General features: G+C 61.1%; 12 protein-coding genes. 4 read left to right on the top strand and 8 right to left on the bottom strand.

Annotated elements, in window-relative coordinates; translation table 11 throughout:
- Nucleotide 1: 1 nt before the first annotated feature.
- From PspTeo4_RS19275 to gpmI, 3 genes are all read right to left on the bottom strand, one after another.
- Nucleotides 2-1318, bottom strand: coding sequence for a S41 family peptidase (locus tag PspTeo4_RS19275; protein WP_322365504.1), 1317 nt, complete (start codon nucleotides 1316-1318; stop codon nucleotides 2-4).
- Nucleotides 1319-1400: 82 nt separating this feature from the next.
- Nucleotides 1401-2699, bottom strand: a complete 1299-nt coding sequence (locus PspTeo4_RS19270; protein WP_322365503.1) for a murein hydrolase activator EnvC — start codon at nucleotides 2697-2699, stop codon at nucleotides 1401-1403.
- A gap of 230 nt (nucleotides 2700-2929) precedes the next feature.
- Complete coding sequence (gene gpmI / locus PspTeo4_RS19265; RefSeq protein ID WP_322365502.1) at nucleotides 2930-4465, bottom strand: 2,3-bisphosphoglycerate-independent phosphoglycerate mutase; 1536 nt, start codon at nucleotides 4463-4465, stop codon at nucleotides 2930-2932.
- Between the two features lie 206 nt (nucleotides 4466-4671).
- Between gpmI and PspTeo4_RS19260 the strand changes: the two genes are divergently transcribed.
- From PspTeo4_RS19260 to secB, 3 genes are read left to right on the top strand one after another with little or no spacing between them, the layout of a single operon-like run.
- Entirely contained in the window at nucleotides 4672-5085 is a 414-nt protein-coding gene (locus PspTeo4_RS19260) for a rhodanese-like domain-containing protein (RefSeq protein ID WP_322365501.1), read from the top strand.
- 1 nt (nucleotide 5086) lies between these two features.
- Nucleotides 5087-5341, top strand: coding sequence for a glutaredoxin 3 (gene grxC, locus PspTeo4_RS19255; RefSeq protein WP_322365499.1), 255 nt, complete (start codon nucleotides 5087-5089; stop codon nucleotides 5339-5341).
- 39 nt (nucleotides 5342-5380) lie between these two features.
- Entirely contained in the window at nucleotides 5381-5860 is a 480-nt protein-coding gene (gene secB / locus PspTeo4_RS19250) for a protein-export chaperone SecB (protein ID WP_322365498.1), read from the top strand.
- Nucleotides 5861-6019: 159 nt separating this feature from the next.
- On the opposite strand, the gene trmL is transcribed toward secB, so the two are convergent.
- Nucleotides 6020-6481: a tRNA (uridine(34)/cytosine(34)/5-carboxymethylaminomethyluridine(34)-2'-O)-methyltransferase TrmL gene (gene trmL, locus PspTeo4_RS19245; protein WP_008093177.1), complete on the bottom strand. Its 462-nt coding sequence runs from the start codon at nucleotides 6479-6481 to the stop codon at nucleotides 6020-6022.
- On the opposite strand from trmL, the gene PspTeo4_RS19240 reads away from it, so the two are divergent.
- Nucleotides 6480-6917, top strand: a complete 438-nt coding sequence (locus tag PspTeo4_RS19240; RefSeq protein ID WP_322365497.1) for a hypothetical protein — start codon at nucleotides 6480-6482, stop codon at nucleotides 6915-6917. The genes trmL and PspTeo4_RS19240 overlap by 2 nt on opposite strands.
- Before the next feature lie 546 nt (nucleotides 6918-7463).
- Here PspTeo4_RS19240 and ntrC read toward each other — a convergent pair.
- The 4 genes from ntrC to glnA all read right to left on the bottom strand — a co-directional run bounded on the left by ntrC (nucleotide 7464) and on the right by glnA (nucleotide 12336).
- A complete protein-coding gene (gene ntrC / locus PspTeo4_RS19235) occupies nucleotides 7464-8900 on the bottom strand; it encodes a nitrogen regulation protein NR(I) (RefSeq protein WP_322365496.1) in 1437 nt (478 codons plus the stop codon).
- Complete coding sequence (gene glnL, locus PspTeo4_RS19230; RefSeq protein WP_322365495.1) at nucleotides 8897-9982, bottom strand: nitrogen regulation protein NR(II); 1086 nt, start codon at nucleotides 9980-9982, stop codon at nucleotides 8897-8899. Before glnL ends, ntrC begins: the two co-directional genes overlap by 4 nt.
- A 255-nt stretch (nucleotides 9983-10237) precedes the next feature.
- Nucleotides 10238-10780, bottom strand: a complete 543-nt coding sequence (locus PspTeo4_RS19225; protein WP_322365494.1) for a chorismate mutase — start codon at nucleotides 10778-10780, stop codon at nucleotides 10238-10240.
- A 149-nt stretch (nucleotides 10781-10929) separates the two neighbouring features.
- Nucleotides 10930-12336, bottom strand: a complete 1407-nt coding sequence (gene glnA / locus PspTeo4_RS19220; RefSeq protein ID WP_023378279.1) for a glutamate--ammonia ligase — start codon at nucleotides 12334-12336, stop codon at nucleotides 10930-10932.
- Nucleotides 12337-12592 lie beyond the last annotated feature (256 nt).

Genomic DNA, 12592 nt, shown 5'->3' with positions numbered 1-12592 from the left:
ATCAGCTGCCCTTGGTGATGTTCAGGCCCTTGAGCAGGCTCAGCGCCTGGCTCAGCTGGAAGTCGTTATCCTGTGGCCGCTCCTTGCGCTTGTCGCTGCCAGTCGGTCGGTCGGCGCCGCCGTTGCCGTTGCCCAGGTGGCCTTGCAGGTCGGCTTCCTTGAAGTTGTCGTTGTCGACTTCCGCCGTGAGCTTGGCCGGGCGCACTTCGATGTCCGGCACGATGCCCTGGGCCTGGATCGAGCGGCCATTGGGGGTGAAGTACAGCGCGGTAGTGAGCTTCAGCGCGCGGTCGTTGGCCAGTGGCAGCACGGTCTGCACCGAACCTTTGCCGAAGCTGTCGGTGCCCATCAGCACGGCACGTTTCTGGTCTTGCAAGGCGCCTGCGACGATTTCAGATGCCGAGGCACTGCCGCCGTTGATCAGCACCACCAGTGGCACGCCTTCGCTGGCGTCGGCCGGGTCGGCGGAGAAGCGCAGCTCGGAGTTGGCGATGCGGCCCTTGGTGTAGACGATCAGGCCTTTGGTCAGGAAGTGGTCGGCCACTTCCACGGCCGACTGCAGCACGCCACCGGGGTTGTTACGCAGGTCCAGGACCACGCCGCGCAGCTTCTTGCCGTTGTCCTTGCGCAGCTTGGCCAGGGCCTTGCCCACTTCGTCGCCGGTCTTGACCTGGAACTGGGTGATACGGATGTAGCCGTAGTCGTTCTCCAGCAGCTGGCTTTTCACGCTCTTGACCTGGATGACCGCCCGGGTGAGGGTGACATCGAACGGGTTGCCGCCGTCGCGAACCAAGGTGAGGGTGATCTTCTCGCCGACCTTGCCACGCATCTTGTCGACGGCTTCGGTCATGGTCTGGCCACGGGTTGGGGCGCCGTTGATCTTGACGATCAGGTCGCCAGCCTGGACGCCCGCGCGCGAGGCAGGCGTGTCATCGATAGGCGAGACCACCTTGATGAAGCCATCTTCCTGGCCAACCTCGATGCCGAGGCCGCCAAATTCGCCGCTGGTGCTTTCCTGCAGCTCCTGGAAGTCCTCGGGGCCGAGGTAGGCCGAGTGCGGGTCTAGGTTGCTGAGCATGCCCTTGATGGCGTTCTCCAGCAGGGTCTTGTCGTCCACAGGCTCGACGTAGGCGGCCTTGATGCGGTCCATGACCTCGGCGAAGGTACGCAGCTCCTCCAGTGGCAACGGCGCCTTGGCCGTCACTTCGGTGGCTGGCACTGCCGCCGGTTTGGCCGGCTCGGCAGCGACGGCCAGGGGCGCGCCGACCACCAGGGCGATGCTCAGAGCCAACTGGGTGAGACGTGGGGAGTGCAGCATGTCGAACGAACTCCTGATCCTGTAAGCGCTTCCTCAGCGGAAGCATCGGCCTGGCGCTGCGCGCCTGGCCGTAAATAGGTAACTAGCCTTTGCACCACTGGGCGGGGTCGGTCGGCCGGCCCTGCTGGCGAATGGCGAAGTACAAGCCTGAACTGTCCTGGCCACCGCTGTCGCCAACGGTGGAGATGGCCTCACCGGCCTTGACGATGTCGCCGGCGCTCTTGAGCAGGCTCTGATTATGGCCGTACAAGCTCAGGTAGCCATTGCCATGGTCGAGAATGACCAGAAGACCGGCGCCACGCAACCAGTCGGCGAATACCACGCGACCGCCATGCACGGCGCGCACCTGGGTACCGGGGTTGGCACTGATCATCACCCCGTCCCACTTGGCGCGGGCATCGCTGCCGCGGGCATCACCGAAGCGTGCCAGCAATCGACCATTGACCGGCCATGGAAGTTTTCCCCGTGCAGCAGAAAATGCGCCGCCGTAGCTTGCGCCATCGCTGGAAACCAGCGGCCCAAGCGTGGTGCGGGCCTTCTTCGGTGGCTCGGCATCGTCGCGGTCGCGGTCGCGAGCGGCGGCCAGGGCTTCCTGCTGGCGACGTTTTTCCGCTTCCTGCTGGGCCAGAAGGGCTTTCTTGCGCGCTTCCTCGGCCTCGCGGGCCTGGCGGGCCAAGGTTTCCTCGATGGTCTTGAGCACCTTGGCCAGATCGGCCTGGTCCTGTTCACGGGCCTGGAGCTTCTGGTCGCGGTCTTTCATGTCGCTGTTGAGCTTGGCCAGCACCTGCTGACGCTTGCCGCGTTCGGCTTCCAGGGCCTGGCGCTGGGTGTCGAGGTCGGCGCGCTGGGTCAGCAGCTGTTCCTGCTGGCGGGCAATGTCCTGTTCGACATTGGCTAGCTGGCGCAAGGTTTCATTGAACGCACGCAGCTGCTCCAGACGTGCCTTGCTCAGGTAGTCGTAGTAGGTGAGGGTGCGGGCGAACTTCTCGGGATTCTGCTGGTTGAGCAGCAGCTTGAGGTATTCCTCGCGGCCGTTCTGGTAGGCCGAACGGGCCTGGATGGCGATCAGTCGCTGTTGTTCAACGCGGGCGCTCTGGAGTTTTTTTTTCTCGGTATCAAGGCGCTCCAGCTCGCCCTCGGTCTTTTTTAGTTCTTGCTGCAGCGCCTCCACCTGCTTCTCGAGGTTGCCGATATCGGTCTCGGTGCTCTTGAGGTCTTTCTGCACGCCAGATTTTTCGTCCTGGAGCTTGCCCAGCATCTTCTTGAGCTCGGCAATATCCTGGCGGGTGGCGTCCAGTTGCTGCTGGGTCTGTGCGCGCTCGTCGGCGAATGCCGGGCTGAGCAGGCATGACAGGGCGATTGGGATCAGGGCGCGGAGCATGGAATTGGGCGTACCAAGGATGGAGACTGGCCTAGTATGCCCGCGCAAGCCCGCAAAAAAAACGCCTCGCGGCAGATGCGGCGAGGCGTTTGTCTGGAATTCATGTGTCGGGGGGCTGCTTTGCAGCCCAATCGCCGGCAAGTCGGCTCCCACAGACTTGGTGTATGCCACCGTTCCTGTAGGAGCCGTCTTGCCGACGATTGGCTCGCGAAGCGGCCCCTCGGCATCAATCAGGCATCGACCAGAATCGAGGTGCCGGTCATTTCCGCAGGTTTTTCCAGACCCAGCAGCTTGAGCATGGTCGGCGCCACGTCGGCCAGCACGCCACCTTCGCGAACCTTGACCTTGCGCTTGCCGACATAGATGAATGGCACCGGTTCGCTGGTATGAGCGGTGTGGGCCTGGCCGGTGCAGGCGTCTTCCATTTGCTCGACGTTGCCGTGGTCGGCGGTGATCAGCGCTTCGCCACCCACCTTGTCCAACGCTTCGACGATACGACCGACGCAGGTGTCCAGGGCTTCGACGGCCTTGACCGCTGCCTCGAACACGCCCGTGTGGCCGACCATGTCGCCGTTGGCGTAGTTGACCACGATCACATCAAAACGCTGTTGCTCGATGGCTTCGACGATGCGGTCGGTAACTTCGGGGGCGTTCATTTCCGGTTGCAGGTCGTAAGTGGCGACCTTCGGCGATGGAATAAGAATGCGTTCTTCGCCTTCGAACGGCTCTTCGCGGCCACCGGAGAAGAAGAACGTCACATGGGCGTACTTCTCGGTTTCTGCGATGCGCAGCTGGGTTTTACCGTTCTTCGCCAGGTATTCGCCCAGGACATTGTCCAGGCTGGACGGGGCAAAGGCGGCGGGTGCCGGGATTTTCGCCGAATACTGGGTCAGGCCAATGTACGCCGCCAGTTTTGGCAGACGTGCACGAGGGAATTCGTTGAAATCTGGCTCGACGAACGCGCGCGACAGCTCACGGGCGCGGTCGGCGCGGAAGTTCATGAAGATGACCGCGTCGCCGTCTTCGACCTTGACGGCCTCGCCAATGCGCGTGGCCTTGACGAACTCGTCGTTTTCTTCGCGGGCGTAGGCGGCTTCAAGGCCAGCGAGCGCGCTGTCGGCGGTGTAGTCGGCAGTGCTGTCGACGATCAGGTTGTAGGCGGCGCTGACGCGGTCCCAGCGGTTGTCGCGGTCCATGGCGTAGTAACGGCCAATGATGCTGGCGATACGGCCCTTGCCGAGCTTGGCGAAGGTGGCGTCAAGCAGCTCGATCGAGGACTGTGCGCTGCGGGGCGGGGTGTCACGGCCATCGAGGAAGGCGTGCAGGTAGATCTTGTCGGCACCACGCTGCGCGGCCAGTTCGGCCATGGCGATCAGGTGGTCCTGGTGGCTATGCACGCCGCCGTCAGAGAGCAGGCCAAGGATATGCACAGCCTTTCCGGCACCGACAGCCTTGTCCACTGCGCCGGTGAGCACCGGGTTTTCGAAGAACTCGCCATCGCGGATGGCTTTGGTGACACGGGTGAAGTCCTGGTACACGACACGGCCGGCGCCGAGGTTCATGTGACCCACTTCCGAGTTGCCCATCTGCCCGTCCGGCAGGCCGACATCCATCCCGGAACCGGAAATCAGACCATGCGGCTGATTCGCGCGCAGGCGGTCGTAGACCGGGGTGTTGGCGGCATAGATGGCATTGTATTCGGGGCTTTCGCTATGACCGAAGCCATCCAGGATGATCAGGACCAGGGGTTTGGGCGTACTCGTCATCAATCAAACTCACGGTTGTTCAAAGATGATAAAGACACGCATTTTAGGGCAAATGCGCCATCAACGGCGAATATTCGTCCAGCCCCCCGACCGGCGCACGTCTGCAGGCAACATGAAGGTACCTTTGCCGCCGGCCCGTCGGGCTTTGGTGGCACTGGGGGGCTGTGTATACTGGCCGACATTTTCAATCGCCTGGAACACCGCTGATGGTTGCTCACCTGATTCAATTCGCGACAGATCACTACATCCTGGTTGCGATCTTCGTTGTCCTGCTGGTCCTGCTGCTGCTCAATGAAATCCGCCGCGGCGGCCAGAGCCTGAGCAATGGCCAGTTGACCGCCCTGGTCAATGCCGAGAAGGGCCTGGTCCTCGACATCCGTCCGGCCAAGGACTACTCCGCCGGGCACATCGTCGGCGCGATCAACATCCCGCAGGACAAAGTGGCCAACCGCATGACCGAGTTGGAAAAGCACAAAGCCAAGACCCTGATCGTCGTCGACGCGATGGGCCAGCAGTCCGGTGCTATCTGCAGCGAGCTGCTCAAAGCTGGTTACACAGCCGCCAAACTTAGCGGTGGCGTTTCCAGCTGGAAAGCCGATAACCTGCCCCTGGTGAAGTGATATGAAGCCCGTCATCGTCTATTCCAGCGACTACTGCCCCTACTGCATGCGCGCCAAATACCTGCTCGAGAGCAAAGGCGTGGACTTCGAGGAAATCAAGGTCGACGGCAAACCGCAGGTTCGCGCCGAGATGAGCCAGAAGGCCGGCCGTACTTCGGTGCCGCAGATCTGGATTGGCAGCACCCACGTCGGTGGATGCGATGACCTCTATGCCCTGGAGCGCGCGGGTAAGCTCGACGCGCTGCTGGCGGCCTGATTTGCACTGCATTCAAAAACATTAGGATAAGGATCTGCCATGACTGACCAACAGACCAACGGCGCAGCAGAAGACAACAGCCCTCAGTTCTCCATGCAGCGCATCTATGTGCGTGACCTGTCGTTCGAGGCCCCGAAAAGCCCGCAGATCTTCCGCCAGCAGTGGGAGCCGAGCGTAGCGCTGGACCTGAACACCAAGCAGAAAGCCCTGGAAGGCGACTTCCACGAAGTGGTGCTGACCCTGTCCGTCACCGTCAAGAACGGTGAGGAAGTGGCTTTCATCGCTGAAGTACAGCAGGCGGGTATCTTCCTGATCAAGAACCTGGATGCGGCGTCGATGAGCCACACCCTCGGTGCGTTCTGCCCGAACATCCTGTTCCCGTACGCGCGTGAAACCCTGGACAGCCTGGTGACCCGTGGTTCGTTCCCGGCCCTGATGCTGTCGCCGGTCAACTTCGACGCTCTGTACGCGCAAGAGATGCAGCGCATGCAGGAAGCTGGTGAAGCGACTGTGCAGTAATTCTGCCTGGTAGCAAAAAGGCGACCTTCGAGGTCGCCTTTTTATTGCCTGGTTGTCTGCACCGGCCCTATCGCCGGCAAGCCGGCTCCCACAGGAACTGTGGTGTGCGGTCTTTGTGGGAGCCGGCTTGCCGGCGATAGGGCCATTGCATGCGCTGCATCAGCTGCCAGCAAACCCTTGCTGGCGCCACGCCTCATACACCGTCACCGCCACGGTATTGGACAGGTTCAGGCTGCGGCACCCCGGTCGCATCGGCAAGCGCAGGCGTTGTTCGGCCGGCAGGCTATCCAGCACCTCTGCCGGAAGACCACGGCTTTCAGGCCCGAACAGGAACGCATCGCCCGGCTGGTAGGCCACTTCGTGGAAGGGGTGCGAACCCTTGGTGGTGAAGGCGAACAAGCGCGGGTTGCCAAGGCTTTCCAGGCATCCGGCTAGGCTCTCGTGACGCTTGAGCGTGGCATACTCGTGGTAATCCAGCCCGGCCCGGCGCAGGCGCTTGTCATCGAGTTCGAAGCTGATGGGTTCGATCAGGTGCAGGTCGCAGCCGCTGTTGGCGCAGAGGCGAATGATATTGCCGGTATTTGGCGGAATTTCTGGTTGAAAAAGGATGACGTGAAACATGCACGGCTCCAAGCGTGAAGATGGCGAGCATTCTACCCCCGAACCGGACCTGCGTTCGAAAGGCTTCCCACGGGTGCTGCTCTCTTTGGCGATTGTCGGCCTGATGGTCGGCCTCATGATCGGCAAGCTGACCTCGCCTGACGAGCGTGTACTGGAACAGGTGGAGGTCGTGCAGGATGGCCTGGACCTTTGGTTCAACGAAGAACCCAAGCTCCACGGCGAGAATGTGGAAGGAACGGTCGCGGTGCTGTTCGAGGCGCAAGGCAAGGCACAGCGCGGACAATTGAGCCTGCAGGGCAAGCCGGTGGGCTGGCGTTTGCAGAAGAGTGAGGAAGGCTTGCTGTTGACCGTGGTGGCCGCGCGTCCCCTGCACGGCGAGTGGGCCGGTGCAGAGGACGCTGGACGTTGGCGTGTGCAGGTAAGGCTGCACGAATAAAAGAGGGGATGTCCCGGCCTGCCTGTACCGAGGTCCCCGAAGGGGTGGAGCTACGGCATGTAAAAGAGGGGATGTCTCGGCCTGCCTGTACCAAGGTCCCCGAAGGGTGGAGCTACTGCGTGTAAAAGAGGGGATGTCCCGGCCTGCCTGTACCGAGGTCCCCGAAGGGTGGAGCTACTGCATGTAAAAGAGGGGATGTCCCGGCCTGCCTGTACCAAGGTCCCCAAAACTGGAGCGACTGCGAATAAAAGAGGGGTTCACCCGGCCTGCCTGTACCGAGGCCCCCGAAACTGGAGATGTATTAGCTATTGCAGGGGGCGTGCCAGTTTTGAAAAACCCGGAAACATTGGCTTTCAGGGCGATTTGGCCGGGTTTTGAGGGGATTTATGCCTTCGGGCGGTGCGTCGGGCACAGGATCGGTGCATGGCGGCGAGAGTTGGGGCGTATTGCAAAAGCATTCGCGGGTAAACCCGCTTCCACAGGGTTCGGTGTGATCCCTGTGGGAGCGGGTTTACCCGCGAAAAAGTCAGCGCAGGCTGTCAGGCATCAATGCTCGTCGGCGTCTTCATCATCCCCGCCAGCCACATTCATCCCCAGCTCCTTGATCTTGCGAGTCAGGGTGTTACGGCCCCAGCCCAGCAACACGGCTGCGTCGCGACGACGACCAGCAGTGTGCTTCAGTGCGGTCTCGATCATGATGCGTTCAAAGCTGGGCACTGCGCTGTCGAGCAGGTTGGACTGCCCGCGTGCCAGGGCCTGGTCGGCCCACTGGCGCAGGGCCTGCTCCCAGTTGGTTACCGGTGCGGCGTCCTGAGGCAGGTTCAGCAGCTCTGGAGGCAGGTCGCCAATCAGCACCTCGCGGCTGGACGCCATCACCGTGATCCAGCGGCAGGTGTTCTCCAGCTGACGCACGTTGCCCGGCCACGGCAGGTTACGGATGAACTCTTCGGTTTCCGGCTTCAGCAGCTTGGGTTCGACCGCCAGTTCCTGTGCGGCGCGGCCAAGGAAGTGGCGGGCCAGGGCCGGAATATCTTCGCGCCGGTCTGCCAGGCGCGGGATATGAATGCGGATCACGTTCAAGCGGTGGAACAAGTCTTCGCGAAACTTGCCGGCCTGTACCAGGGATTCGAGGTTCTGGTGCGTAGCGGCGATGATGCGCACATCGACTTTCACTGGAATATGCCCGCCGACCCGATAGAACTCGCCATCGGCCAGTACTCGCAGCAGGCGGGTCTGTGTGTCGGCCGGCATGTCGCCGATTTCGTCGAGGAACAGCGTGCCGCCATCAGCCTGCTCGAAGCGACCGCGGCGCAGGTTGGCTGCTCCGGTGAACGCACCTTTTTCGTGGCCGAACAGCTCTGATTCCATCAGGTCTTTGGGGATGGCCGCCATGTTCAGCGCGATGAATGGCGACGCCGCACGTGGGCTGTGGCGGTGCAGGGCGTGAGCCACCAGTTCCTTGCCGGTACCGGACTCACCATTGATCAGCACGGTGATGTTGGAATGGCTCAGGCGGCCGATGGCGCGGAACACCTCCTGCATGGCCGGCGCTTCGCCGATGATTTCCGGTGTGCGTGCCAGGCTTTGTGGAACATCCAGGCCTTGCTGCTCTTGCGCATGTTGATTGGCCCGCTTGACCAGCGACACGGCCTCGTCCACGTCGAACGGCTTGGGCAGGTACTCGAAGGCGCCGCCTTGGTACGAAGCCACGGCGCTGTCCAGGTCGGAGTGGGCGGTCATGATGATGACCGGCAAGCGTGGGTGCTGCTCGCGGATCTGAGCCAGCAGGTCCAGGCCGCTGGTGCCCGGCATGCGGATGTCGGAGATGATCACATCCGGTTGCTGGCGGGCCAGCCTGCCCATCACGCCGTCAGCGCTGTCGAAGCTCTGGGTGGCCATGCCTTCTTGCTGTAGGGCTTTTTCCAGTACCCAGCGGATGGAACGGTCATCATCGACGATCCATACGGTTTCACTTCGGCTCATGAGGCGTTGGCTCCTTGTTCCAGGGGCAGGAAGATCGAAAACGCGGTGTGGCCGGCATGGCTCTCGCATTCGATCAAGCCCTGGTGCTGACTGATGATGTTCTGGGTGATGGCCAGGCCCAGCCCGGTACCGTCCGGACGTCCACTGACCATGGGATAGAAGAGGGTGTCCTGCAGTTCCGACGGAATTCCCGGGCCGTTGTCGATGATTTCGACGCGGGCCACCAGGCGATGACGCACATGGCCGATGGTGAACTGGCGTACTGCGCGGCTGCGCAGGGTGATACGGCCGAGGCGCAGTTCGTTTTGCGAGCTGATCGCCTGCATGGCATTGCGCACGATGTTGAGTACGGCCTGGATCATCTGTTCGCGGTCGATCAGCACGTCCGGCAGGCTAGGGTCGTAATCGCGCACCAAAGTGATGCAACCCTGGCTTTCGGCATCCACCAGGCTACAGACCCGCTCCAATACTTCATGGATGTTGGTCATGGCCAGTGACGGCAGCTTGTTCGAGCCGAGCATGCGGTCGACCAGATTGCGCAATCGGTCGGCCTCTTCAATGATCACATTGGTGTAGTCGCGCAGGCCATCGTCGGGCAGTTCGCGGGACAGCAGCTGCGCCGCGCCACGGATGCCACCCAGCGGGTTCTTTATTTCATGGGCCAGGCCGCGCACCAGCATCTTGGTGGTTTCCTGCTTGCTCAGCTGGGCTTCTTCTTTGGTTATGCGCAGCAGTCGATCACGCGGGTGAACCTCCAGCAGCAGCAAGGTATTGCCCTGATGCAGGATCGGCGTGACGGCATAGTCGACCGTGATGGTCTGGCCGGTCAGCGACGTCAGTTGCGCTTCGCGCTTGGTAAACGGGTGTGCCTGTTCCACGGCCTGGCGCAGCGAGTTGAGCGCTTCGGTCGATTCGGTGAACAACTCGCTGATGAACTGCCCGTGGCTGCGCTGACCACTCACGGCCAAGAGCATCTCGGCGGCCGGGTTCATGTATTCCAGGCGTAGCTCCGAGTTGAGTAGGAGCGTGGCCGTGGTCAGGTTGTCCAGAAGCAGACGGTGCTGTGCATCGCTGATGGTCATAAGGCGTCGTTGACCTCTTTTGGCGCTTGCATACCCCCAGCCGTGCCAGGGGCGGGTGCGCTATGGATCCGCTGATGCCAGGAAAATGCAAGAAACAAACCAAGGCTCCGAAAAGAAGCGGTATTTCGTGACAAAGACCTGAAATTGCGCCTATTCGGATCAGAATATGCTGGTTTAACGTTTCAAATGACCTTTTTTGGGCTGCAGCGTGGGGCGCTGATAACTCTTATGCACCAATATAGAGCATTGCGCTGTTCAGTGTTCCTTGCACAGCTGTGCGGTGGCTCGAACCAGCGCCATGTGGCGTAGCGGATCATTGGTGCGTTGTTCCAGTGCTCTGGCCAGCTGCTTCGGGCAATCATCCTTGGCAAGACGGTCAACACGGCGTAGCTCGAACAGCAGGTTCGCTTGAAGCTTGTCCAGGCGTGGGCGAATTTCGTGAGCAAGGTCGCGGGATTCAGTGGGGGGCCTGCTGCCCAAGGTGTTCCAGCGATCCATGAGCGTGTATTGAACGAGCTTGTTGGCCTCTATCTGGTCGCTGAAGAACGCGGCGGCTCGGTCCGGGGTGAGGGCGTAGTCGGGTGCGTGCTTGCGGACTTCAGACAACACTTGCCGTTCACGCTCGGGGGCTTCGACCGGCAGCTTGTGATCCCATTTGTGCACGGCGACCGAAACCGCCAGGTCCAGGCGTTGTTCGATGGTCGCGAGTAGCGGGTGGAAATCGGGTTGTGGGGGCGAAGTTGCGCTGCAGCCGACAATGACGAAGGTGAGGCATGTGATGGTAGGTGCAAGGCGCATGGCGATCTCCTGGTAAATGGAGACCTGAGTGTGGCCAGCCTGCGGGTCTTCGCTTGTAGGAAGCGCCTGATAATTCTGTCCGCAAACAGAAACGGCCTTCGTATGAAGGCCGTTTCTGGTGATTTTATCAGCGCAACGCGCCGACTAAATCAGACGCTGTAGTACAGGTCGTATTCCAGCGGGTGAACGAAGGTACGGACCTTGATCTCTTCTTCCGACTTCAGCTCGATGTAGGCATCGATGAAGTCGTCGGAGAACACGCCGCCCTTGGTCAGGAACGCACGGCCTTTGTCCAGCTCTTCCAGGGCCTCTTTCAGGCTGCCGCAAACCTGCGGGATTTCCTTGGCCTCTTCAGGCGGCAGGTCGTACAGGTTCTTGTCGGCGGCATCGCCTGGGTGGATCTTGTTCTGGATACCGTCCAGGCCGGCCATCAGCAGTGCGGCGAAGCACAGGTACGGGTTGGCAGCCGGGTCCGGGAAGCGCGCTTCGATACGGCGGGCTTTCGGGCTGGAAACGTAAGGAATACGGATCGAGGCCGAACGGTTACGGGCCGAGTAGGCCAGCATGACCGGAGCTTCGAAGCCTGGAACCAGACGCTTGTAGGAGTTGGTAGCCGGGTTGGTGAAGCCGTTCAGGGCCTTACCGTGCTTGATGATACCGCCGATGAAGTACAGGGCGGTGTCGGACAGGCCGGCATAGCCTTCACCGGAGAAGGTGTTCTTGCCGTCTTTGGAGATCGACATGTGAACGTGCATGCCCGAGCCGTTGTCGCCGTACAGTGGCTTCGGCATGAAGGTAGCGGTCTTGCCGTAAGCATCGGCAACGTTGTGCACGCAGTACTTCAGGGTCTGAACTTCGTCAGCCTTGGTTACCAGGGTGTTGAAGCGCACACCGATTTCGTTCTGGCCAGCGGTGGCCACTTCGTGGTGGTGAACTTCGACGACCAGGCCCATTTCTTCCATGGCGTTGCACATGGCAGTACGGATTTCGTGGTCGTGGTCGCATGGTGGAACCGGGAAGTAGCCGCCTTTGACAGCAGGACGGTGGCCCTTGTTGCCGCCTTCGACGTCCTGATCGGTCATCCAGGAGCCTTGCTCGGAGTAGATCTTGAACATCGAGCCCGAGATGTCGGACTTGAACTTCACTTGGTCGAAGATGAAGAACTCAGGCTCCGGGCCTACCAGAACGGTGTCACCGATACCGGTGGATTTCAGGAACTCTTCAGCACGCTTGGCGATTGCGCGTGGGTCGCGGTCGTAGCCTTGCATGGTGGACGGTTCGATCACGTCGCAGACCAGGATCAGGGTCGGCTCTTCGGTGAACGGGTCCAGGACGGCGGAGGAGTCGTCCGGCAGCAGGATCATGTCGGAAGCTTCGATGCCTTTCCAGCCTTCGATCGACGAGCCGTCGAACATTTTGCCAGCTTCGAAGAAGTCGTCATCCAGCGCGTCGCGAGCGGGCATGGTGACGTGGTGCTGTTTGCCTTTGGTGTCCGTGAAACGCAGATCAATCCACTTGACGTCATGATCTTTGATGAGTTGAACCGACTTCGACATGTTGTCCTCCGGATGGTCTAGGGCGCTTAGCCGCTGCCCTGGAAAAAGGGTGTCGCCGGGCGCGCATAGTCGGCCAAGCTTACCTGCCTCACAAGAGAGCAAATTGCATGCCAGTGCCCAAAAATGGCGAGAGCGGGATAAAAGGGGGCGTTTAGGGGCATCTGGCGGCGGTTCGCGGAAGAAAAATGCACCCTTAAGATGCGAGTTTCGTCTTGTGCGCACCAATAGTGTGCATGTTTGGACGGGCGTGCATCCT

The organism is Pseudomonas sp. Teo4 (assembly GCF_034387475.1).
Lineage (GTDB): Bacteria > Pseudomonadota > Gammaproteobacteria > Pseudomonadales > Pseudomonadaceae > Aquipseudomonas.
The sequence above is the reverse complement of the archived record's forward strand: the minus strand, read 5'-3'. Positions and strand labels throughout refer to the sequence as shown.

What these genes read in the sequence shown, in the direction of transcription:
- trmL (WP_008093177.1), bottom strand. Translation starts at nt 6,481, where the DNA reads ATGTTTCACGTCATCCTTTTTCAACCAGAAATTCCGCCAAATACCGGC.
- PspTeo4_RS19240 (WP_322365497.1), top strand. Translation starts at nt 6,480, where the DNA reads ATGCACGGCTCCAAGCGTGAAGATGGCGAGCATTCTACCCCCGAACCG.
- PspTeo4_RS19260 (WP_322365501.1), top strand. Translation starts at nt 4,672, where the DNA reads ATGGTTGCTCACCTGATTCAATTCGCGACAGATCACTACATCCTGGTT.
- grxC (WP_322365499.1), top strand. Translation starts at nt 5,087, where the DNA reads ATGAAGCCCGTCATCGTCTATTCCAGCGACTACTGCCCCTACTGCATG.
- ntrC (WP_322365496.1), bottom strand. Translation starts at nt 8,900, where the DNA reads ATGAGCCGAAGTGAAACCGTATGGATCGTCGATGATGACCGTTCCATC.
- PspTeo4_RS19225 (WP_322365494.1), bottom strand. Translation starts at nt 10,780, where the DNA reads ATGCGCCTTGCACCTACCATCACATGCCTCACCTTCGTCATTGTCGGC.
- secB (WP_322365498.1), top strand. Translation starts at nt 5,381, where the DNA reads ATGACTGACCAACAGACCAACGGCGCAGCAGAAGACAACAGCCCTCAG.
- PspTeo4_RS19275 (WP_322365504.1), bottom strand. Translation starts at nt 1,318, where the DNA reads ATGCTGCACTCCCCACGTCTCACCCAGTTGGCTCTGAGCATCGCCCTG.
- glnA (WP_023378279.1), bottom strand. Translation starts at nt 12,336, where the DNA reads ATGTCGAAGTCGGTTCAACTCATCAAAGATCATGACGTCAAGTGGATT.
- gpmI (WP_322365502.1), bottom strand. Translation starts at nt 4,465, where the DNA reads ATGACGAGTACGCCCAAACCCCTGGTCCTGATCATCCTGGATGGCTTC.
- PspTeo4_RS19270 (WP_322365503.1), bottom strand. Translation starts at nt 2,699, where the DNA reads ATGCTCCGCGCCCTGATCCCAATCGCCCTGTCATGCCTGCTCAGCCCG.
- glnL (WP_322365495.1), bottom strand. Translation starts at nt 9,982, where the DNA reads ATGACCATCAGCGATGCACAGCACCGTCTGCTTCTGGACAACCTGACC.